Annotated in this window: 18 protein-coding genes; 7 read left to right on the top strand and 11 right to left on the bottom strand. The window is 70.4% G+C overall.

Going from position 1 to position 22,279, the window contains the following annotated elements; genetic code table 11:
• Positions 1–6: 6 nt before the first annotated feature.
• Genes WBG06_RS14300 through WBG06_RS14285 form a run of 4 tightly spaced genes read right to left on the bottom strand, consistent with a single transcriptional unit; the run spans position 7 to position 5,567 of the window.
• Positions 7–2,436 (bottom strand): beta-glucosidase family protein, encoded by a 2,430-nt coding sequence (locus WBG06_RS14300; RefSeq protein WP_336737496.1) that lies wholly within the window; start codon positions 2,434–2,436, stop codon positions 7–9.
• A gap of 14 nt (positions 2,437–2,450) precedes the next feature.
• A complete protein-coding gene (locus tag WBG06_RS14295) occupies positions 2,451–3,302 on the bottom strand; it encodes a carbohydrate ABC transporter permease (RefSeq protein WP_336737495.1) in 852 nt (283 codons plus the stop codon).
• The gene (locus tag WBG06_RS14290; RefSeq protein ID WP_336737494.1) at positions 3,299–4,243 is read right to left on the bottom strand and encodes a carbohydrate ABC transporter permease; all 945 of its coding nucleotides are present in this window, start codon (positions 4,241–4,243) and stop codon (positions 3,299–3,301) included. The genes WBG06_RS14295 and WBG06_RS14290 overlap by 4 nt, the downstream gene beginning before the upstream one ends.
• A gap of 43 nt (positions 4,244–4,286) precedes the next feature.
• Positions 4,287–5,567, bottom strand: coding sequence for an ABC transporter substrate-binding protein (locus WBG06_RS14285; protein ID WP_336737493.1), 1,281 nt, complete (start codon positions 5,565–5,567; stop codon positions 4,287–4,289).
• A 239-nt stretch (positions 5,568–5,806) separates the two neighbouring features.
• Here WBG06_RS14285 and WBG06_RS14280 point away from each other — a divergent pair, with 239 nt between their 5' ends.
• Positions 5,807–6,838: a LacI family DNA-binding transcriptional regulator gene (locus WBG06_RS14280; RefSeq protein WP_336737492.1), complete on the top strand. Its 1,032-nt coding sequence runs from the start codon at positions 5,807–5,809 to the stop codon at positions 6,836–6,838.
• 105 nt (positions 6,839–6,943) lie between these two features.
• The gene (locus WBG06_RS14275; protein ID WP_336737491.1) at positions 6,944–8,425 is read left to right on the top strand and encodes a serine hydrolase domain-containing protein; all 1,482 of its coding nucleotides are present in this window, start codon (positions 6,944–6,946) and stop codon (positions 8,423–8,425) included.
• Between the two features lie 94 nt (positions 8,426–8,519).
• Here WBG06_RS14275 and WBG06_RS14270 read toward each other — a convergent pair whose 3' ends face one another.
• The 3 genes from WBG06_RS14270 to WBG06_RS14260 all read right to left on the bottom strand — a co-directional run bounded on the left by WBG06_RS14270 (position 8,520) and on the right by WBG06_RS14260 (position 11,732).
• Positions 8,520–9,788 carry a sugar ABC transporter permease gene (locus tag WBG06_RS14270; protein ID WP_336737490.1) on the bottom strand — a complete coding sequence of 423 codons (1,269 nt, stop codon included), beginning with the start codon at positions 9,786–9,788 and terminating at the stop codon, positions 8,520–8,522.
• A 76-nt stretch (positions 9,789–9,864) separates the two neighbouring features.
• Complete coding sequence (locus WBG06_RS14265) at positions 9,865–10,614, bottom strand: ATP-binding cassette domain-containing protein (RefSeq protein WP_336737489.1); 750 nt, start codon at positions 10,612–10,614, stop codon at positions 9,865–9,867.
• The gene (locus WBG06_RS14260; RefSeq protein WP_336737488.1) at positions 10,611–11,732 is read right to left on the bottom strand and encodes a sugar ABC transporter substrate-binding protein; all 1,122 of its coding nucleotides are present in this window, start codon (positions 11,730–11,732) and stop codon (positions 10,611–10,613) included. The genes WBG06_RS14265 and WBG06_RS14260 overlap by 4 nt, the downstream gene beginning before the upstream one ends.
• Before the next feature lie 194 nt (positions 11,733–11,926).
• On the opposite strand from WBG06_RS14260, the gene WBG06_RS14255 reads away from it, so the two are divergent.
• The gene (locus tag WBG06_RS14255) at positions 11,927–14,065 is read left to right on the top strand and encodes an acyltransferase family protein (protein ID WP_336737487.1); all 2,139 of its coding nucleotides are present in this window, start codon (positions 11,927–11,929) and stop codon (positions 14,063–14,065) included.
• Positions 14,066–14,242: 177 nt separating this feature from the next.
• Here the strand turns inward: WBG06_RS14255 and WBG06_RS14250 are convergent, their stop codons facing one another.
• Genes WBG06_RS14250 through WBG06_RS14240 form a run of 3 tightly spaced genes read right to left on the bottom strand, consistent with a single transcriptional unit; the run spans position 14,243 to position 16,448 of the window.
• On the bottom strand, positions 14,243–14,647 hold the full coding sequence (locus WBG06_RS14250; RefSeq protein WP_336737486.1) for a RidA family protein: 405 nt from the start codon (positions 14,645–14,647) through the stop codon (positions 14,243–14,245).
• Between the two features lie 26 nt (positions 14,648–14,673).
• The gene (locus WBG06_RS14245; RefSeq protein ID WP_336737485.1) at positions 14,674–15,423 is read right to left on the bottom strand and encodes an IclR family transcriptional regulator; all 750 of its coding nucleotides are present in this window, start codon (positions 15,421–15,423) and stop codon (positions 14,674–14,676) included.
• A complete protein-coding gene (locus WBG06_RS14240; RefSeq protein WP_336737484.1) occupies positions 15,420–16,448 on the bottom strand; it encodes a sugar kinase in 1,029 nt (342 codons plus the stop codon). Before WBG06_RS14240 ends, WBG06_RS14245 begins: the two co-directional genes overlap by 4 nt.
• 124 nt (positions 16,449–16,572) lie before the next feature.
• Between WBG06_RS14240 and WBG06_RS14235 the strand changes: the two genes are divergently transcribed.
• From WBG06_RS14235 to WBG06_RS14220, 4 genes are read left to right on the top strand one after another with little or no spacing between them, the layout of a single operon-like run.
• Positions 16,573–17,904, top strand: a complete 1,332-nt coding sequence (locus WBG06_RS14235; protein ID WP_336737483.1) for an amino acid deaminase — start codon at positions 16,573–16,575, stop codon at positions 17,902–17,904.
• A gap of 11 nt (positions 17,905–17,915) precedes the next feature.
• Entirely contained in the window at positions 17,916–19,526 is a 1,611-nt protein-coding gene (locus tag WBG06_RS14230) for an N-acyl-D-amino-acid deacylase family protein (RefSeq protein WP_336737482.1), read from the top strand.
• Positions 19,523–20,161 (top strand): bifunctional 4-hydroxy-2-oxoglutarate aldolase/2-dehydro-3-deoxy-phosphogluconate aldolase, encoded by a 639-nt coding sequence (locus WBG06_RS14225; protein ID WP_336737481.1) that lies wholly within the window; start codon positions 19,523–19,525, stop codon positions 20,159–20,161. The genes WBG06_RS14230 and WBG06_RS14225 overlap by 4 nt, the downstream gene beginning before the upstream one ends.
• 29 nt (positions 20,162–20,190) lie before the next feature.
• Entirely contained in the window at positions 20,191–21,579 is a 1,389-nt protein-coding gene (locus WBG06_RS14220; protein WP_336737480.1) for a GntP family permease, read from the top strand.
• A 135-nt stretch (positions 21,580–21,714) separates the two neighbouring features.
• On the opposite strand, the gene WBG06_RS14215 is transcribed toward WBG06_RS14220, so the two are convergent.
• Complete coding sequence (locus WBG06_RS14215) at positions 21,715–22,224, bottom strand: ArsR/SmtB family transcription factor (protein ID WP_336737479.1); 510 nt, start codon at positions 22,222–22,224, stop codon at positions 21,715–21,717.
• Positions 22,225–22,279 lie beyond the last annotated feature (55 nt).

The following is a 22,279-nucleotide window of genomic DNA, read 5'->3' as shown; positions in this document are numbered from 1 at the left end:
CGTGATCTAGCGAGAGACCGTCGCGGTGGTGATCCGGGTGTCAGTGGGGCCGACCCGGTGGACCTCGCCGGTGATCGTGACCAGCGCCTTGTCGCCACCGGACTCACCTGCGGCCGAGGCGGTCGCGACGTCGGAGAGCTCGGCGATGCCTTCGGCGACGGCGGTGGCGACCTTCTCCCCGGCCGAGGCGGCGACCCAGACCTCGACATCGCCGGGCTCGACGATGCGAGTGAGGCTGCGGTCGGTGAAAGCCAGCCGGGTCGTGGGCACCTCGAAGCGCACCGTCGCCGACTCCCCCGGCCGCAGTTCGACCCGCTGGTAGCCGAGCAGCTGTGAGACCGGCCGGACCACGGAGGCCAGCAGGTCGCGACCGTAGAGCTGGACCACGTCCACGCCGGCGACATCGCCGAGGTTGGTGACAGTCACCTCCACCCCGAACGTGCCACCGGCCTCGACGGAACGGTCGGCCGAGAGCCCGCTGTAGCCGAAGGTGGTGTAGGACAGCCCGAACCCGAACGGGCGCGCCGGCGTCGGGTCGGTGCTGGTGACCTCGGAGGGCCCACCCAGCAGCGGCTGCAGATAGCTGTAGGGCTGGGTGCCGGAGACCCGCGGCAGCGAGACCGGCAGCCGTCCGGACGGGTTGACGGCACCGGAGATGACACGTGCCAGCGCCGGTCCGCCCTCCTCGCCGGGGAAGAACGCCTGCAGCACCGCGGCCGGACGGGCCTCGTCGTCGAGCGCCCAGCCGATGGCGTACGGACGGCCGGTGACGACCACGAGCACGACCGGCGTTCCCGTGGCAACGACCGCGGAGACCAGCTCGCGCTGGACCCCCGGGAGCTCGAGCGACTCGGAGTCGTTGCCCTCCCCCACCGTGCCTCGGCCGAAGAGCCCGGCCTGGTCGCCGACGACGACCACGGCCACGTCGGCAGCCTCGGCCGCCGCCACGGCCGCGGCGAAGCCGGAGCGGTCATCGCCCTCGACGTCGCACCCGGCCACGACCTCGTACGTGGACGCGCCGAGCTCTTCCCGGAGCGCCTCGGCAATGGTCGGGAGCTCGATGCCCAGCGGCTCGTCGGGGTAGCTGGCCATCACGTGGTTGACGAAGGAGTAGCAGCCCATCAGCGCCTCGGAGCGGTCGGCGTTCGGGCCGATGACCGCCACCCTGCCGAGGTCACCCGTGAGCGGGAGCAGACCGTCGTTGCTGAGCAGCACGACCGACTCCTCGGCGAGTCGCCGAGCCAGCGACCGGTGGGCAGGCGAGTCCAGGTCGACCGACGCCGGCGCACCGTCCTTCAGTGCAGCCCCGAAGGACTCGTCCAACAGGCCCAGCGACTCCTTCTGCGCCAGCGCCCTGAGCACCGCCCGGTCGACGACCGACTCGGAGACCTCGCCGGAGCGGATCAGCGCCGCGAGCGGGTCGAGGTACGCATCGCCGGTCGGGAGCTCGATGTCGACGCCCGCCTCGAGGGCGATCGCGGCAGCCCGTCCGCGGTCGGCGGCGATGGCATGCATCACCGCCAGGAACGCGACCCCGAAATAGTCGGCGACCACGACCCCGTCGAAGCCCCACGACTCGCGCAGCAGCGAGGTGAGATACTCGACCGAGGCGTGCTGCGGCACGCCGTCGATGTCGTTGTAGGACGCCATCACCGACCGCGCACCGCCGTCGAGCACCGCCATCTCGAAGGGCGGCAGGTAGATGTCGGCGATCTCGCGCGGGCCGGCCGAGACCGGGGCGTGGTTGCGCCCGGCCCGCGAGCCGGAGTAACCGACGAAGTGCTTCAGCGTGGCGTGCACGCCGGCCGACTGCAGCCCGCGAACATACGCCGTGGCGACCGTCCCGACGAGGTACGGGTCCTCACCGATGGCCTCCTCGCACCGGCCCCAGCGTGCGTCCCGGACCACGTCGAGGACCGGGGCAAGACCCTGGTGCACGCCGAGCGTACGCATGTCCGCACCGATCATCCGGGCCATCTCCTCGACCGCCTCGGGGTCGAACGAGGCCCCCCAGGCCAACGGCGTGGGGAAGGTCGCCGCCTGCCAGGTCGCGAGTCCGGTGAGGCACTCCTCGTGGACCAGCGCCGGGATCCCCAGCCGCGTCTGCGAGATCAGGCGCTTCTGCTCGGCCCACAGCCACGCGGCCCGCTCGGCGGGGTCGACCGGCCGGGTGCCGTACACGCGGGTGTAGTGGCCCAGCCCGTGAGCGGTGATCTCGGAGAGCCGCCTGCCGCCAGCCTCCGTCTCGCGGCTCATCTCGTTGGCCATCGGCGCGACGACGTCGCCGCCACGGTCGAGCCAGTAGCCCACGATCTGGGCGAGCTTCTCCTCGAGGCTCATCCGGGCGTGCAGTTCGCGCACACGGTCCGAGACCCGGGGCCAGGCCGGGAGCAGGGCCCGTTCGGCGGATTCGGCGGATTCAACAGATTCAGTCACAGCAGGTTTCCGTTCTAGCCCTTGACCGCACCCTGCAGCCCGCTGACGAGGCGGCGCTGGAAGGCGAGGAACAGCACGAGGGCGGGGATCATCGCGAGCGTCGTGAACGCCAGGACACCGGCGGTGTCGGCGGAGTGCTCGGTGGAGAAGTCGGCCACCCCGAGCGGCAGCGTGCGCATGTCGTCCTGCAGCAGCAGGAGCGGAAGGATGTAGGCGTTCCAGGAGGTCACGAAGGCGAGCACCGCCACCGTGATCACGCCCGGCATCGACAGCGGCAGCATGATCCGCCAGAAGACGCCGATCCGCGAGGCCCCGTCGATCAGGGCCGCCTCCTCGAGCTCGCGCGGCAGCGCCATCAGGAACGGCCGCAGGATCACCACCGTCAGCGGGAGTGCGAACGCCGCCTGCGGCAGCGCCACGCCCCACCACGTGTTGCCCATCCCCAGGTCGCGCGTGACCAGGATGAACAGCGGGATCACCGCGACCGCCGCCGGGAAGAGCAGGCCGAGCACGAAGACCATGAACAGCGCTTCGCGGCCCTTGAACCGGTAGCGAGCCAGCGGGTAGGCCGCCATCACCCCGAAGACCACGGCGACCGCGGTCGTGATGACCGCGATGACGGTCGAGTTGAACGCGTACGTCCAGAACGACCCGCCGCTCAGCACGCCGGAGTAGTTGGACGTGACCCACGGGTCGGGCAGCCCGGTCGGCTTCTCCGCCAGCTGGGCGTTGGTCCGGAAGCCGCCCATCGCGCCGTAGAGCACCGGCCCGACGGTGATCGCGACGACGATCAGTGCGATCAGATAGACGAGTACGTTGTTCCCGCCGCGCTTGCCGCGCGGCGCCAGGTTCGCCGTCGAGCTCATCCGGTGGCCTCCTTCGTGTCATGGCGCAGCACGACCAGCTGGTAGACCAGCGCCATCACGAACGCGATCGCGAACAGGACCACCGAGGCGGCGCCGGCGATGCCGTAGTTGTGCCGGTTGGTGCCCTCGTCGATCAGGTACGTGGCCATCGTGGTCGTCGCGTCGGCGGGACCGCCGCCGGTGAGGACCCAGATCATGTCGAAGCACTGGATCGAGCCGATCATCGACAGGAAGCACCAGGTGCGGATCGTCGGGCCCAGCAGCGGGATGCTGATCCGCCACTGCGTCTGCCACCAGCTGGCGCCGTCGAGCTGCGCCGCCTCGTAGAGCTCCTCGGAGACGCCCTGCAGACCCGCGAGGAAGAGCAGGACGGCCAGGCCGAGGTACTTCCAGGTCAGGACCGCGAGCACCACCCACAGGGCGACCTCGGGAGTGCCGAGCCAGCCCTCCTCGGGTGGCGCGAGGCCGATCCCGTTCATGATCGCGTCGACCATCCCGTACTCCGGCTGCAGCAGCTGGAACCAGATGACACCGGCGATGACCTCGGCCAGGACGTAGGGGACGAAGATCAGCGTACGCAGCAGCCCCTGCCCCGCCATCTTGCGGTTGAGCAGCAGGGCGATGGCCACGCCCAGGGGCAGCTGCACGATGATCGAGCCGACCACGATGATCATGTTGTGGACGACCGCGTCCCGGAACACGTCGTCGGCGAGGACCTCGGCGTAGTTCTCGAACCCGACGAAGTCGTCGAGCGGGCCGAGGCCCTTCCAGTCGTAGAGCGAGAACCGCGCGGCGGTGAGGATCGGCCAGGCGACGAACAGGGCCATCAGGGCCAGGGCCGGGGTGACGAAGAAGGCGATCTCCGCCCACCGGCGCCAGCCGTCTCGAGACCGGTGCGGTCGCCCCGAGGTGACCGCACCGGTCGCTGCTTGAGAGCTCACGAGGTGACCGTGCCTCCCGAGGGCGTACGTCCGGACACCATGCTCACTTCTCCTTGTCCGCGGCTTCCTGGGTCGCCGCCACGACGTCCTCAGGGGTGGCCTTGCCGGCGAACTGCAGCGCGATCTCGTCGTTCATCGCCCCGCCGATCGACTCGCCGAACGCGGTGTCGAAGTAGAGCTGCACGAACGGCGACTCGTCACGCACCTTCAGCAGCTCGGCCAGTGCCGGGTCCTTGACCGAGGAGCCGGCTGCCGGGATGGTCGGCAGTCCCATGTCGTTCTCGGCGAAGCCCTTCTGGACCTCGTCGGAGAGCAGGTAGTTCACCAGGTCGACAGCCTTGTCGGGTGCCCCTTCGGAGACCGCCCAGGCGTCGCCGCCGCCGAGCTGTGCCGCCGGGTCGCCGGCGCCGCCGTCGACGGCCGGGAACGGGAACCAGCCGGTCTTGTCCCCGAGCCCCTTCTTGTCCTCGGTGATGCCCTGCATCACGCCCGGCTCCCAGTGGCCGGCGAGCTCCATGGCGACCTTGCCGGTGGCCAGCAGGCCGCTGGCGGAGGTGGGTCCGGTCTGCGACGGCGTGGAGAGGAAGCCCTTGTTGAACGGCTTCTGGGCGACGATCTCGTCGACCGTCTCACCGGCCTCGACGAAGCACGGGTCGGAGAAGTCCAGGTCGGCGACCGCGCTCTCGAGCACATCCTGGGAGCAGGCGCGCAGCGCGGTGTAGTACCAGTAGTGCGCCGCCGGCCAGCCGTCACCGGCACCGAGCGAGACCGGGGTGATGCCGGCCTTCTCGAGCTTGTCGAACGCGGCGTACAGCTCGTCCATGGTCGTCGGCGGCGCGGTGACACCGGCCTTCTCGAAGAGCTCGGTGTTGTACCAGAACCCGACCACGCCCATGGAGAACGGCAGGGCGTATGTCTTCCCGTCGACCTGCCAGCCGGCTGCGCTGCCGCCGATCTGGTCGATGATGTCCTTGGAGTCCTCGGAGAGGTCGCGGGTGAGCCCGGCCTCGACGTGGTCGGCGAGCTCGCCGCCGCCACGCTCCATGTAGACGTCCGGGACGTCGCCGCTCTGGAACGCGGCGTCGAGCTTGGTCAGCATGTCCTCGTGGGCGAAGGCCTGGACCTTGACGTCGACGCCAGGGTTGGCCTCCTCGAAGTCCTTCGCGACCTGCTCGTAGAACCCCTTGCCGGGGTCGTTGTTGGAGTTGTGCCACCAAACGATGGTGTTGTCGTCGCCACCGGAGTCGCCCGAGCTGCCGCAACCGGTGGCGGCAATCATCAGTCCGGCGCACAGCGCGGCGAGCGCTTGTGTCTTCCTCGGCATCGTGGACCTCTTCGTCAAAGCTCTGGATGGATGGGTGATGTGACTGCCGCCACAACGTGGGGACGAGCATGGCGCTTGCCGGTGGGTCGTGTCAATCGTTGTCGATAACGTTTTCGTAGATGGTTATCGAACCCCTCCAGGTGGGCTACTGTCAGGGGCATGAACGAGCGCCAGCGAGTGACCCCATGCCTCAGGCCGCCGCGTCCGTACGATCGCGCTCGCGCTATGAAGGAGGCCGCATGAGCACGCTGGACCAACCCCGCCCGCGCCGGGTGACGATCAACGACGTGGCCCGAGAGGCAGGGGTCTCCGTGGCCACGGTCTCGAAGGTGATCAACGAGCGCTACGGCGTCAGCGAGGCGACCAGCGAGAAGGTCCTCGCGGTCATCGACCAGCTCGGCTATCAGTCATCGCTGATCGCCTCCAGCCTGCGCCGCAAGTCCACCGGCGTCATCGGCGTGCTCGTCGCCGAGTTCGAGCCCTATTCCGCCGAGCTGCTCAAGGGCATCTCGGCCGCCCTGGGCGGCACGGGCTACGAGCTGCTGGCGCATGCCGGACGCACCGGCGCCCACAACCACACGGGCTGGGAGCGCCGCTCGCTCTCCCGCCTCGGCCACACCCTGATCGACGGCGCGATCGTGGTCACCCCGTCGATGATCATCACCGACGAGACGACGATCCCGGTCGTCGCGATCGACCCCCACACCGGACCGGACGGTCCGATGACCGTCGACGCCGACAACATCACCGGCGCCCGGCTCGCCGTCGACCATCTCGTCGGCCTCGGACACCGGCGCATCGGCTTTCTCGGCGGCCGCCCCGACCTCCGCTCCGCCGGCCTGCGCGAGCAGGGCTACCGCGAGGCCCTCCGTGACGCCGGTCTGAGCGTCTCCCCCGACCTGATCCGGGTGGGCGGCTACCACCCCGAGCTCGCCGAGGCACCGGCCCGCGAGATGCTCTCGCTCCCCGCCGGAGAACGTCCCACCGCCGTCTTCGCCGCCAACGACATCTCCGCCATCAAGGTCATCGAGGTCGCCGACTCGCTCGGCCTGCGCGTGCCCGAGGACCTCTCGGTGATCGGCTTCGACAACGTACCCGAGGCCCGTGACGCCACTCCCCCGCTCACCACCGTCGCCCAGCCGCTCCACGAGATGGGCCGGGCCGCCCTCGAGCTCCTGCTCGAGCTGCTCGAGGGCAAGCAGACCGAGCGGCACCTGCGGCTGCCCGCCGAGCTGGTCGTACGCAGCAGCACGGCACCACCGGGACGCTAGGGTCATCCCGGCACGCCACCACGGGCGAGATCATCCCCAGGTCGTACGCCGGAACCACCCGCGGACGGACGACTTCTCACCCGCTCCGGCATGACGATGGGGCGCGTGAACAGACGACGTGGAGCCCTTCTCGCCATCGCGGTCCTGCTGACCGTGCCTCTCGCTCGGCCCGCCACCGCAGACGTCGCCACCGCGGACCACGGGGATGCGATCACGGAGGCGGTGGAGGACTTCGCCACCGCGAGCGGGTATCCCGGCATCGCGGTAATCGTGACGGATCCGGACGGGACCCGGCATTCAGCGGCGTACGGCGTCGACGCGGAGGGCGCCCCGATCGCCTCCGACACCCGGATGCCGGTGGCCTCGGTCAGCAAGACGATCACAGCGGCGGCGGTGATGCAGCTCGTCTCTGCCGGTCGTGTCGACCTGGACGCACCTGCCTATGACTACCTGCCCGGCTTCCGGATCGAGGACCGACGCGGCGCCGACATCACGGTGCGGCATCTCCTCACCCAGACCTCCGGGATCACCGACCTCACGCTGCGGGAGAAGAGCCTTCCGCAGCCGGCGACCCTCGCCGAGGCCGAGCGGCGGGCGAGCCGCGCCGAGCTGGCCGCCGACCCCGGCGAGAAGTACGCCTACACCAACACCAACTTCCATCTCGCCGCCCGCATCGTGGAGAAGGTCTCCGGAGTGCCGTTCGGTGACTACCTCGAGCGTGAGATCTTCCGGCCCGCCGGGATGAACCGCACGACGACCATCGACGTCACCCCCGAGGACCTCCCCGCCGATGTCGCCGACGGGCATGTCTATGCATACGGCCTGACACCCTCGGTCCCCGAACCCCATCGTTTCGTCAACGGCTCCGATGGTGTCATCACCACACCCGAGGACCTCGCCCGATGGCTCCTCGTCCAGCAGAACGACGGCGTCGCAGCGGACGGCACCCGGATCCTGCCCGCGGGGGTCGTCCGGCAGATGCAGACGCCTCGGGGCGATGCTCCCTACGCGCTCGGCTGGGAGGTCGACCGCGGCAAGGACGGCCCGGAGGTGGGCCACGGCGGGATCTGGTTCACCTACACGGCCGACATCCTCCTCACCGACAGCGGGCACGGCATCGCGGTCATCGGCAACAGCGGCCTCGGGCTGGCCAACGAGGGAACCGGCCAGCTCGCCACCCGGATCGCCGACATCGCCGACGGCGAGCCGGCCGATCCGATGCCATCGATCCGGCTGTGGACCGACCTGGTGCTGGCAGGGTTCACGCTGCTGACGGTCGTGCTCGGCGCTCGACGTCTCGCCCGTACGGGTTCCTGGGTGCGACGGCACGGCGACAAGCCGTGGTGGCGGCTCGCCGCGCGGCTCCTGCCTCGGCTGGCACCCACCGTCCTGCTGTTCAGCCTCCCCTACCTGATCGGCCTGGCCGTCGGCGGTGGTCGCGACGTCAGCCTGCTCCAGCTCGCCTACTACTCCCCGGCACTGATGGCCTGGGTGTTCATCGCGGCCGTCGCGAACCTCGCCACCATCGTCGTACGTGTCCTCGGGCTGCGTCGCCACGGCGTACGGCGCGCTGAGGTTGCGGCCTGAATGCTGGGCTAGGTATGCAGCGAAAGCTGCGCTTCCCTAGCGGAGTTCCGCCAGGGAAGCGCAGCTTCGTCTGCATACCTAGACGAACAGACAGCTACACGTGCCCTGTCGCCGAGGCCCTGCGCCGAGACAGCGCGTCGACGCTCGCCGCGACCAGGAGGACCAGACCGGTGACCATCCAGACCGTGCCCTGAGGCTGGTCGAGCAGGCCCATCCCGTTGTCGATGACCGCCACCACGGTGCCACCGATGACCGCGTCGATGACCCGCCCCTTGCCGCCGAAGAGCGAGGTGCCGCCGATGACGGCGGCTCCGACGGCGTACAGCAGCGTCGTCTCGCCGCCGGTGTTCGGGTTCACCGAGTTGGTCCGGCTGGCGATCATGATGCCGGCGACCGCTGCCATGGTCGAGCAGAGGATGAAGCACGACAGACGCACCCGGAACACGTTGATCCCGGCCCGCCGTGCCGCCTCGGCGTTGCCGCCCACCGCGTAGACGTGCCGCCCCCAGGCGGTGCGGGTCAGGACGAACGTGAGCAGGATCAGCAGCCCGACGATCACCACGAGCGAGACCGGCACCCCCTTGAGCGAGGTCAGCGCCGGGTTGCGGCTTCGCTCGACGGAGAGATAGCCGACCACGGCGAGCACCACGACCGTCACCAGCCCGGCCTTCAACGCCCACAGCAGGATCGGCTGCACCGTGAGGTTCTTGGCGCGGCGGCGCGCGTCGGTGACGTACGTCGAGGCCGCATAGCCCACGATGCAGACGATGCCGAGCGCCCAGCCGAGCCAGACCGGCAGGTTGGCGTTGTTGAGCCCGTTGATGAAGTCGTTGCGGTAGGGAATCGTCCCGCCCTCGCCGATCATCGTCAGGAGTACGCCCTGCAGCCCGAGGAACGCGGCCAGGGTGACCACGAACGACGGGATGCCCAGCCTGGCCACCAGCAGCCCGATGACCAGACCGATCATCGCGCCGGTGAGCAGGGCAGCCAGCAACGCCGGCACCAACGGCCACTCCTGCCGGGTCAGGCACACACCCAGGACGCCGGCACAGGTGCCGCCCGCGAACCCCGCCGACAGGTCGATCTCACCCAGCAGCAGCACGAAGACCAGGCCCATCGCGAGCACGGTCACCCCTGCCGACTGGCCGATCAGGTTGGCGAAGTTGAACGAGTTGGTGAACTGCTCGGGGCGCAGCGCCGAGAAGACCACGACCAGCGCGATCAGACCCAGCACCGCCGGAAGCGAGCCGACCTCACCACCCCTGAGCTTGGCCACGTACGCGCGGAAGATCCCACCCAGCGAGTTGTCGGGCTCCGGGTCCGGTGCCGCAGCGACAGTCGGGTCGTCGGTATCGATGCTCATGCCGCCACCTCCGTAGCGAAGGGCGAAGAATACGGAACTGGCGGCCTGAGACCTGTTGCCGCTCGCTGGCGCTCGCTCATGCAACCCCTCCTTCAGGAACGGCCCCGGTGGTGATCGCCTGCACGACCCGCTCGCGCGTCGTGGAGGCGGCCTCGATCTGGCCGACCATGCGGCCCAGATGCAGGACCGCGATGTCGTCGGCGACCTCGAAGACGTCGTTGAGGTTGTGGCTGATCAGCACCACGCCCAGGCCCCGGTCGGCCAGCCGGCGCACCAGCCGGAGGACCTGCTCGGTCTGCGCGACGCCGAGGGCGGCGGTCGGCTCGTCGAGGATGACCAGCTTGGAGTTCCACAGCACGGCCCGGGCGATCGCCACGGTCTGGCGCTGGCCCCCGGAGAGGGAGGCCACCGGCGTACGCACCGATTTGAGCGTACGCACCGAGAGACCGTCGAGCGTCTCTCGAGCTCGCTGCTCCATGGTGTCCTCGTCGACCAGCCGGAGGCGCTTCATCTCCCGGCCGAGGAACATGTTGTGGACGACGTCGAGGTTGTCGCACAGGGCGAGGTCCTGGTAGACGACCTCGATGCCGAGCGCGGCGGCGTCCTTCGGGCTGGTCACCTTCACCGGCTCGCCCTCGAAGAGGTAGTCACCGGCGTCGAAGAGGTGGATCCCGGCCATGCCCTTGACCAGGGTGCTCTTGCCGGCGCCGTTGTCACCGACGAGCGCGGTGACGCGGCCGGCGCGTACGGAGAGGTCCACTCCGCGCAGGACCTGCACGGCGCCGAAAGACTTCTCGACGCCGCGCAGCTCCAGCAGCGGACTCACTGAGGCACGCCGTTCTCGGTGCACAGGACCGCGATCGCCCCGGAGCACACCTCGGCAGCATCGGCCTGACCGTCCTCGATGACGGTCGCGACGGTCTCCTTGGTGATCCAGACGGGCTCGGCGAGCACCGACGGCACGTCCTTGCCGGCCTCGGTGTCCTCCACCGTCCCGGTCGCGAGCGCCGAGGCGGCGTCCTCATCACCCTCGATCAGCGCGATCGCGAGGTCGGCGGCGGCCTTTGCCTCGAGCTCGGTGTTCTTGTAGACGGTGCCGCACTGGAAGCCCTGCAGGATGTTCTGCAGGCCCTCCACCGAGGCGTCCTGGCCGGTCACCGGGATCTTCCCCGCCGCCTTGTTCGCCCTCAGCCGGGCGATGATGCCGCCGGCCATGGTGTCGTTGGCCGAGACGACGCCGTCGATCTTGCCGTCGTTGGCGGTGTACATCTGGTCGAAGACCTCGCCGGCCTTGGTGGCATCCCACTCCCCCGACTGGTCGCCGACGAGCTTGTAGGTGCCGTCGGCGATCTTCGGCTCGAGCGCCTTCTCGTAGCCCGACTTGAACAGCGCGGCGTTGTTGTCGGTGGCGGCGCCGTTGACGTAGACGATGTTGCCGCCCTTCTTGCCTGCGGCGGTGATGCACTCGTCCAGCCCGGTGCCCATCAGCTCACCGACCAGCACGTTGTCGAAGGAGACGTAGTAGGACGCACCCCCGTTGAGCGTCAGCCGGTCGTAGTCGATGCTCGTCACCCCGGCGTCCGCGGCCTTCTTCAGACAGGCGGCACCCGACTCGGAGTCGAGGTTGGTGATGATGATGACCTTGACCCCCTCGTTGATCATGCTGTCGCAGAGCTGACCGAACTTGGCGGTGTCGCCCTGGGCGTTCTGGATCGTGGCCTCGAGACCTGCGTCGGTGAACGCCTTCTCCAGGTTGGGGCGGTCCTGCGACTCCCATCGGGGAGAGGTGGTCGCGTCAGGCAGGATCACGCCGACGTCGGTGCCGCCCGAACCGCCCGCGTCACCGCCACCGTCATCCGAGCCGCCACATGCCGCGAGCGATGCGGTCGACAGGGTGGCGACCGCCGCGACCGCCATGAGGCGGCCGATCTTGTGCGTGTTCATCGTCGAACTCCTCAGTCCTTGGGTGTGATCTATGTCACGTCGGGGTGCAACCTATCTTCTTCGGCGGCGATGTGAAACGTTTTCGAGGAGATCTCGATGGTGGATCGACAACGGCCGTATGCCTCCCGGTCACCACTGCTCGTTAGAGTGCGACGGCTTCCTCGACCACCGACACTCACTAGAACAGCGATCACGTGACCGCCATCTCGGATTTGCCCACGCCTTCCCCCATTCGCGGCGACGAGCAACCCAAGAGCCCCAAATCTGGGCACATCAGCGAGATCCACGGCCTGCGCGGCATCGCGCTGGCGCTCGTGGTCGCCTTCCACCTCTTCGGCAACGGCCGGGTCTCGGGTGGGATCGACGTCTTCCTGGTGATCTCCGGCTTCCTCGCCACCCGTTCCCTGGTCGGCAGGGCCGAGCGCGGCCGGGTGCGGCTGGGCGAGCACTACGGACGTACGTTCGCGCGGCTCGCCGCGCCGGCCCTGGTCGTGCTGGCTGCGACGGCCGCGCTGATGGTGGCCGTCATGCCGCAGACGCTGTGGACGCAGACCACCCGCGAGATCGTCGCCGCCGCGACGTACACGCTCAACTGGGAGCTGATCGCCAACCAGCTCTCCTACGGTGCGGCGGGGCCGTCCTCGACGCCCGTGCAGCACTTCTGGTCGCTCGCCGTGCAGGGACAGTTCTTCCTGCTCTGGCCGCTGGTGGTCGTCGGGCTCGCCGTCGTGGTCCGTGGCCGGATCCGCCTCGACCGGGCACTGCTCGCACTGACGGCCGCGGGGTTCGCGGTCTCCTTCGTCTACGCGATCAGGGTCTCCGGGGCCGACCAGGCGGCGGCCTACTTCAACTCGCTCACCCGCTTCTGGGAGATCGCCGCCGGTGCCCTGACAGCGCTGGCCCTGCGTCGTCTGAGCCTGCCCGAGACGATCAAGCCGTACGCCGCCTGGACAGGCCTCATCCTGGTCGTGACCTGCGGTTTCGTGATGGACGGCGCCGACCTGTTCCCGGGGCCCGCGGCTCTGTGGCCGGTCATCGGCGCACTGCTGGTCATGGCCGGCTCGACACCGGCCCCGCACGGTCCGCGGCGCCTGCTGCAGACCCGGCCCCTGCGGTTCGTCGCCGACATCTCCTACGAGCTCTACCTGTGGCACTGGCCCCTGCTGATCGCATGGCTCTATTACGCCGGCAGCGAGCGGCTCACGATCGCCTCGGCCGCAGGGGTCCTGGTCGTCTCGACCGTGCTCGCCTGGTCGACCAACCGGCTGGTGACCCGGCCGGTCCAGACGTACGTCATCAGGCCCGGCGGACCGCGGGCCCTGGTCGCGACCCTGGCTGCCCTCGTGGTCGCGGTCGGCGCCGGCTGGAGCGGACTGTCAGCGATCAGCTGGTCCGAGGACCGCGCGATCGCGGCGGCAGCCCGGCTCGCCACCGCTGACCCGTTCACGACCGAGTGCCTCGGCGCGGCGGCGATGGCGGCCACCTCGGCAGGAGAGTCGTGCCGCAACCCGGACCTCCGCGGTGCGTTGATCCCAGCGGTGTCCGTCATCGGCGCGGACGACGACAACCGGGGCCCGTGCTGGTCCTTCGAGGAGCGTCCGGTCCGGTTCAACGCGTGCCCCAACGGTGCGGTCGAGGGGTATGAGAAACGGCTGCTGATGGTCGGCGACTCCCACGCCGTCGCACCGGTCGGCGCGCTCGACCTGATCGGCGACCAGCGCAACTGGCGCATCGACGTCGCCGCCCGTGCCGCGTGCCACTGGAACGCCCGGCCTCTCGGTCGCAACATCGCCGACAACCGTCCCGCCTGCGCGGAGTGGAACCGGCAACTCGAGGACTACCTGCGTGCACCCGAGCAGCAGGACATCGACGCGATCATCGTCACCCACTCGGCCCGGAAGAAGACCCAGCCGCTCGGGGACGAGACGCCGTACGCGTCCACGGTCAACGGCCTGGTCGAGGCCTGGGGCCACCGGCCTTCGACGAAGGTCCCGGTGATCGCGCTGGTCGACAACCCGATGTTCGAGCCCGACGGTGCCGCCTACCTGCGCACCACCCTGGGCTGCATCCAACGGCACTCCCCCGAGACCGCCGGCGAGGCGTGCGGGAGGCCGCGCACGGACGTACTCGTCCAGGATCCGCACCGCGACGCGGTCGCCCGCGACCCCAACGCGCACCTGGTCGACCTCACCCACCTGTTCTGCGAGGAGAGGCTCTGCCCAGCGGTGATCGGCAACGTCATCGTCTACCGCGACGGCAACCACATCACCTCGCGCTACGCCCGCACGCTGGCGCCCTACCTGAGCCAGGAGCTGGCCCGGATCGTCGACTAGGGTCTGTTTGAGAACCCGAAAAGCGCCGGCCAGACGCCGCCCAGCGCCCGCCCTGGCGGCGTTGCCGCCTCTCGACGGACGCCCAGTATGCCTTCGAGGCGAGGTCTGAACGGAGTGGCCTTTGCCAGGACAGACGCTGGACGACGTCTGGCTCGGCGCCGAGTTCTCAAACAGACCCTAGCGAGCAACCGCGAGCGCGTCGATCTCGACGAGCATCTCCTCACGCGGCAGACCGGTCATCACGGTCGTACGGCACGGGAGGATGCCGCCCTCGGCGACCCGCGAGCCGATGAACTCGCCGTAGGCCTCGTTCATCGCGGCGAAGTCGTCGCGGGTGGTGAGGTAGACCCGGAGCATCAGCACATCCTCGAAGCCCGCGCCAGCGGCGGCCAGGATCGCCTCGACGTTCTGCAGGGTGCGTACGGTCTGGGCCTTCACGTCACCGGGGAAGAGGTATTCGTTGGTGGCGGGGTCGACCGGGCCCTGGCCGGAGACCTGGATCAGGCCGCCACGGACGACGCCCTGGGAGAAGGTGTGCGCGGGGGCCGGGGCCTGGTCGGTGGAGATGCGGATGTCGGACATGTGATGGGTTTCCTCTCGGGTTGTTCTCATGAGCTCCGGCCGGCCCAGTCGGCGGAGATCGCTTCGGTGGCAGCGAGGAGCTGCGGCACCAGGGCACGCACCCCCTCGCGGGGCAGGATGACGTCGGGCACGGAGACGGAGACCGCGGCTATGACGCGCCCGGTCTCGTCACGCACGGGCGCCCCGACGCAGTTGATGAAGTCCTCGTGCTCGGCCGCGTCCTCGGCCCAACCCTGCTCGCGCGTGCGGGCGAGCACCTCGCGGTAACCCGCCGCGTCGGCGATGGTGCGGCTGGTGAAGGGCCGGAAGTCGATGCCGTCGATCACGGCGTCGCGCTCCCCCGGCGGTAGATCAGCGACCAGCACCTTGCCGACGGCGGTCGCGTGCAGCGCGGCCGGTAGGCCCACCCGGGAGTACATCCGCACCGCGTGGGTGCTCTCCACCTTGGCGAGATAGATCGCCGTCCCGTTCTCGTAGGCAGCGAGGTGGACGGCCTGACCGCCCGTCTCGGCCGCGAGCCGGGTCAGATGGGGTTGCGCCACGTCGCGGATCGCGTGCTGGGCGAGCGCCGCACCGCCCAGCGCGAACAACCGGGAGCCGAGGTGGTAGCGCTGGCGGTCGTCGCGGCGTACGAACCGGTCGGCCTCCAAGGTGTGCAGCAACCGCATCGCGGTGGTCTTGTGGACGTCGAGGCTGGCGGCCACCTGGTCGAGGGACCGCTCGCCCTCGCCGAGCTCGATCAGGATCTGCAGCGCGCGGGAGAGACTCTGGCTCATCGGGACACCTTCGCAGATGTCGGCAGTGCCGGGGAGTCGATGCCGGCGGCGCTCACTCGGGTCGCGGCCCAGTCCTCCTCGGAGCAGGCCAGCAGACGGGCACGTACGTCGGCGGTCGGCGGGTCAGCGTGGTCGCCGGTCGCGGCGAGCACGCTCGCCGCGACCAGGTGGCCCTGGCGCAGCCGGCCGACCGGACCGGTGCCGTCGACGAGTGCGGCGAGATAGCCCGCCGCGAAGCCGTCACCCGCGCCGACCGGCTCCACGACGTCGACCCGGAGGGCGGGGACCTCGGTGGCGCTGCCGTCCGGGTCGTGCTCACCGGCCGCGTGGGAGTCGGCCTTGATCACGAGCCGAGGACGCTCGCCCAGGAGCTCGCGCAGACCCTGCGGGGTGTCCGCACCGAGCGCCGCCCGAGCCTCGTCGGCACCGAGCAGCACGATGTCGGCCGCGCGGAGCAGATCGAGCAGTGGCGCGATGCTGCGCCCTGCCCACAGAGCCGGTCGCCAGTTGAGGTCGACGCTGAGCCGGAAACCGAGCGCGTCACGCAACGCCAGCAGGCGGGTGACCAGCCTCGATCCCTCCTCGAGGATGCCGGCGGTGATGCCGGAGGTGTGCACGACCTGGGCCGAGGCCAGCGCGGCTGCCACCTCGGGCCGGTCGAGCAGGTCGGCATCCATCGCGGCGGCGGCGGAGCCGGCCCGGTAGTAGTGCATGCGACTGCCGCCGGGAGCGGGTTCCTTGACGTAGAGCCCCGTGGGCCGCTCGGGGTCGCGGTCGACCTCGACGTCCACACCACGGCCGGCCAGGTCGTCGGCCACGACGTCACCGAACGGGTCCTGGCCGAGCCGGGACACCCAGGCGGCCCCCACGCCGAGGGCGGCCAGCGCTCCGGCGACGTTGGCCTCGGCGCCACCGACCGAGCGCCGCAGGGTCGTCGCCTCCGCCAGCGGATGGCCGCCCTCCGGACGCAGGACGACCATCGCCTCCCCGAGACAGACCACTCGCACGTCTCCGCTGCTGTCCACGAACCGGGCTCCTCCCTGTTGGTCCTCTGCCGACCGTTGACGGCTGGTGTGACCGATGCTACAACTAACGAAACAGATTACGCAATCATCATTGCACAATGTGCAACGCAGGAAGGAAACGGGCATGGATCACCCAGCAGCCCACATCGACACCGCAGCGGTCGCGGCACTGCGCGCGGAGCGGGTCGACTGGCGTCACAAGGCGATCCCGCCCGCGTTCTGGGGACTCACCGTCGCCGAGGTCCTCGACGCGGCGCCCCGGCTCTCCCAGCTCCCCACGCCCGTGCTCTCCCTCTCCCGCGTCGCGATGACACACAACCGCGACGTGCTGGCGGCGTGGTGCGCCGAACGCGGCATGGCTCTCGCTCCGCACGGCAAGACCACGATGGCTCCGCAGCTGTGGGCCGAGCAGCTCTCCGCCGGCGCGTGGGCCATCACCGTGGCCAACCTCCCGCAGCTCGCGGTCGCCCGCGCCTTCGGGGTCTCCCGGGTGATCGTGGCCAATGCGATCGTCTCCCCGCTCACCCTGCGCTGGATCGCCGATCAGCTCACCGAGGACCCGGGTCTGGATATCATGGTGTGGGCCGACTCGCCGCGGACGGTGGCGCTGATGCACAACGCGCTCGCGGCCCACGCCGCCGAAGCCGGGCCGCGCCGCCCGCTCGCGGTGCTGGTCGAGCGAGGCGCGGCGGGCGGTCGCACAGGTGCTCGCGACGGGGAGACCGCCGTCGCCGTCGCCGAGGCCGTCGCAGCCTCACCTCATCTCGAGCTGGCCGGTGTCACCGGCTACGAGGGCGCACTGGCGCACACGACGGACGACGCAGCGCTCGCGATCGTCCATGCGTACGTCGACAGCCTGGTCTCGCTGCACCGGCGGATCTCGGGTCTGCTGCCCGCCGGCCGGACCCCGGTGGTCAGCGCCGGCGGCAGCGCCTACTTCGAGCAGGTGGCCGACGCGCTCGCCCCGCTCGTGACGGACGACGGGGCTCGGGTGGTGCTGCGCAGCGGCGCCTACATCACCCACGACGACGGCTTCTACCGCGGCATCTCGCCGCTGGGGAGCGCGCCCCGCACCACCGGTCCCGGCCTGCGCAGCGCACTGCACGGCTGGGTGCGGATCAGCTCCCAGCCCGAGCCTGGCCTCGCGCTGTTCGACGCCGGCAAGCGCGACCTGCCCTTCGACGAGGGCCTCCCCGAGGCTCAGCTCCTGCGCGCCCGGACCACGGGCGCACCCGCCACTCCCCTCACCGGAGTCGAGGTCACCGCGCTCAACGACCAGCACGGGTTCCTCCGCTGGGACCCCACCACGGCGGCGCCCGTCGTGATCGGCGACGAGCTCCGCCTCGGGCTCTCCCACCCGTGCACCGCCTTCGACAAGTGGAGCCTGATCCCGGTCCTCGACGACGCCGACGCAGACGACCCGGTCGTCGTCGACCTCGTGCGGACCTGGTTCTGAGAGGAGCCACCATGACCGACCTGCTCATCAGCGACGCGACCGTCATCGACGGCACGGGCGCCCCGGCCTTCCCCGCCCACGTCAGCATCGACGCGGGCCGGATCACCGGCATCCACACCGACGGTCAGGCACCGGCCGCGCGGCGCACCGTCGACGCCGCCGGGCGGGCGCTGACCCCGGGCTTCATCGACATGCACGCCCACTCGGACCTGCAGATCCTGGTCGATCCCGACCACACCGCCAAGGTGAGCCAGGGCGTCACGCTCGAGGTCGTCGGGCAGGACGGGCTGTCCTTCGCGCCCGCCGACCCCGACACCCGCGCGCACCTGCGCCGGCAGATCGCAGGCTGGAACGGCGAGCCGGACGACTTCGAGTTCGACTGGGACACCGTCGCCGGCTACCTGGACCGGCTCGACCGCGGGATCGCGTGCAACGCGGCCTACCTCGTTCCGCAGGGGACGCTGCGGCTCATGGTCGTCGGCGCCGACAACCGTCCCGCGACCTCCGCCGAGATCGCCGAGATGGCCCGGTTGCTCCGGGTCGGGCTCGACGAGGGCGCGGTCGGGATGAGCAGCGGCCTGACCTACCCGCCGAGCATGTTCGCCGACGACGAGGAGCTCATCACGCTGTGCCGGGTCGTCGCCGAGGCGGACGGCTACTACAGCCCCCACCACCGCTCCTACGGCGCCGGCGCGCTGGAGGCCTACGCCGAGATGATCGCCGTCGCCCGGACCTCCGGGTGCGCTCTCCATCTCACCCACGCGACCATGAACTTCGAGCCGAACCGCGGGCGGGCCGGTGAGCTCATCGACCTGATCGAGACCGGCCTGGCCGACGGCGTCGACATCACCCTCGACACCTATCCCTACCTGCCCGGCGCCACCACGCTCAGCGCGGTGCTGCCCAGCTGGTCGACCTCCGGCGGCCCCGACGCACTGCTGGCGCGGATCGCCGACCCGACCGACCGGGCCCGGATCGCCCACGAGCTCGACCACGTCGGCACCGACGGCTGCCACGGCTGCGTGACCGACTGGCGCACGATCCAGATCAGCGGCGTACGCAACCCCGAGCTGTCGCGACACGTCGGGCGCACCGTCGCCGAGATCGCCGAGGAGTCCGGCCAGGTCGCCACCGACGTCTTCTTCGACCTGCTCGTCCGTGACCGGATGGCCACCACGATCCTCCAGCACGTCGGCCACGAGGAGAACGTGCAGACGATCATGCGACACCGCACCCACTGCGGCGGCAGCGACGCGATCCTCGTCGGCGAGCGCCCGCACCCGCGCGCATGGGGCACCTTCCCGCGCTACCTGGCCCGCTACGTACGCGAGCTCGGCGTGCTCGACCTCGTCGACTGCGTCCACCACCTGACCGGCCGCCCGGCCGCCCGGCTGCGGCTCCACGAGCGAGGCCTTGTCCGGGAGGGGTACGCCGCCGACCTCGTCCTCCTCGATCCCGACACCGTCCAGGACACCGCCACCTTCGAGGAGCCCCGCCAGCAGGCCCGCGGCATCGACTGGGTGCTGGTCAACGGCACCGCCGTCATCGAGGACGGCCACCGCACCGACGCGCTGCCCGGACGGGCGCTGCGCCGCACCGACGAAGGAACCCGACCCCGATGAGCAACGCAGTGATCGACACGCTCCGCGCCGACCAGGCACTGGTCGTCGTACGCGCCTCCCGGATCGACGATCCCGTCGCGCTGTGCGACGCGCTGGCCGCCGGCGGCATCCGGACCGTCGAGCTGACCTATACGACGCCAGGCCTCACCGACCTGCTCGCCGACGTCACCGCGCGCGCCGGTGACGACATCGTCATCGGCGCCGGGACGGTGCTGACCGCCGACCAGGCACGTGCCGCGCTGGCGGCCGGCGCCCGGTTCCTGGTGACGCCGGGGCTTCCGCCGGAGGCGGCGGAGATCGTCGCGGCCGCACACGAGGCAGGCGCCGCCGTCATCCTCGGCGCGCTCACCCCGACCGAGGTTCTCGCCGCGACCACGCTGGGCGCCGACGCGGTGAAGATCTTCCCGGCCCGCACCGTCGGCCCGCGCTACCTCTCCGACCTGAGGGGCCCGTTCCCCGAGGTCGCCCTGATCCCTTCCGGCGGAGTCGACGACGACAACGCCGCGGAGTTCCTGCGGGCCGGCGCGATCGCCGTCACCGCCGGGACGTCGGTGGTCGCACCCACCGACGTCGACGAGGCGCGGTGGGACCGCATCACCACCAACGCCACCCGGTTCCGCGCAGCTCTGCGCTGATCCCCCTCGACACCCCAGGAGAACCAGCCATGCATTGGCTCCAGACAAGCACCACCGGCCTGCTGCTGCTCTGCGCGGCAGCGATCGCCGTGCTCCTCTTCCTGATCATCAAGGTCAAGCTCGAACCCTTCATCGCCCTCTTCATCAGCGGCATCGGCCTGGCCGTCGTCGCCGGCCTCTCCGTCGACCAGATGGTGGGCACGGCGCTCTCCTCGAAGGAGTCGCTGATCGAGACCGGCTTTGGCGGCGTACTCGGTCACATCGCGCTCATCATCGGCCTCGGCACCGTGCTCGGCTCGCTGCTCGAGCGCTCCGGTGGCGCCGACGTGCTCGCCTCGAAGCTGATCGGCCTCTTCGGCGAGCGCGGCACCCCGGTCGCGATGGGCCTGGTCGGGCTGATCTTCGGCATCCCGGTCTTCTTCGACATCGGCATCTTCGTGCTCGCACCGCTGGTGTACGTCGCAGCTCATCGCGGCGGCAAGTCGCTCGTCCTCTACGCCCTGCCGGTGCTGGCCGGCCTCTCGATGACGCATGCCTTCCTGCCCCCTCACCCCGGCCCCACGGCCTTGGGCGGCCTCCTCGGGGTCGACCTCGGCTGGCTGATCATCATGGGGCTGCTGTGTGGTCTGCCCGCGTTCGCCGCCGCGGGAATCCTCTTCCCGATGTGGATCGCCCCGCGCGTGCAGGTCTCGGTGCCCGAGGAGTTCCTGGCCGCCGAGACCGAGGCCGAGCAGGATGCCACCACCGCGGCCCCGGTCTCGCTCGCGCTGGTCCTGGCAGTCATCTCCGTCCCGCTGCTCCTGATCCTGGGCGCGACCTTCGGCACCATGCTGCTCGAGCCGGGCCGCCTGCTCAGCCTGCTGACCTTCCTCGGCAACCCGGCGGTGGCGCTCACCATCGCCGTGCTCCTCGCCTTCTGGCTGCTCGGCATCCGGCGCGGGATGAGCCTGGAGGAGATCTCCGAGTTCACCGGTGCCTCGCTGCGCCCGGTCGGCATGATCCTGCTCGTCGTCGGTGCCGGCGCGTTCTTCGGCGCGGTGATCTCGGCGACCGGGGTGGGCGCCGCGCTCGCCGAGGTGCTCTCGGACGCGGGTCTCCCGGTCCTGCTGCTGGCCTACGTCATCTCCTGCGCGCTCCGGATCGCCCAGGGTTCGGCGACCGTGGCGATCGTGACCACCGGCGGCATCATCGCGCCGACCCTCGGCTCCGGATACTCGCAGCCCGAGCTCGCCGTGATCGCCGTCGCGATCGCCGCCGGCTCGATCATCCTCAGCCACGTCAACGACGGCGGCTTCTGGATCGTGTCGCGCTACTTCAACCTCACCGTGAAGCAGACCCTCGCCACCTGGACCGTGCTGGAGACCGTGCTCTCGATCGTCGGGTTCGCGGCCGCGGCCGTGGCCTGGGCGATCGTCTGAGCAGGCCTGGGGTCTGGGCCTTCTGGGTCCAGACCCCGCGGGCGGGTCGCGGATCTCGGCGAGCAGCTGACCGTCGGCGGCGCTCGGACGTACTCCCAGGACCGCATCGCGACGCGGTCATCCGCAGCACGGCCCCTACCTCGTCGAGGAGCCGGCCCGCATCCTCGGCTGATGTTGATAGACGCTCACCAGGACTCCATGGGCCGGCTCGTCGGGCGAGGCCGGGTGGAGCTCGTTGACCACGCGGTCGAGGTGCTCCGCCAGTGCCTGGGCCTGGCGTCGGGTGAGCCGGATGGTGCGGTGGTTGATCAGCGGGGCCTCCGCGCCGACAAGGTCCTCGGCGATGGATGCGAACATCGCCCGGACGGCATCCTGGTCATCGTCAACGCTGACCCGGCGTGCCGTGATGACGTAGTACTGCTCGGTTCCGCCGCGTACGGTCCTGGTCCGGTCCGGGCGCAGCAGCCCCACGCCGACCAGCACCTTGACGTGATGGGCGACGTTGCCCTTGTTCACCTTCAGCCGATGGCTGAGCTGGCTGACGGTGGCCCCCTCGCTGCCGCTGGCCCGCCATATCCGGTGGCGTGTCGGGTGGGCGAGCGCCTGTATCTGCGCGGGCGTCGCCCGGGTGATCGGTGGCTCCATGAAATCAAGCGTCAAGAACCTTTGACGCTTCGTCAAGAGGTGCGGTCGACTCGAG

This window comes from Nocardioides sp. CCNWLW239 (assembly GCF_037137035.1).
Taxonomy (GTDB): domain Bacteria; phylum Actinomycetota; class Actinomycetes; order Propionibacteriales; family Nocardioidaceae; genus Nocardioides.
This window is presented reverse-complemented; position numbering and strand designations above follow the sequence as displayed.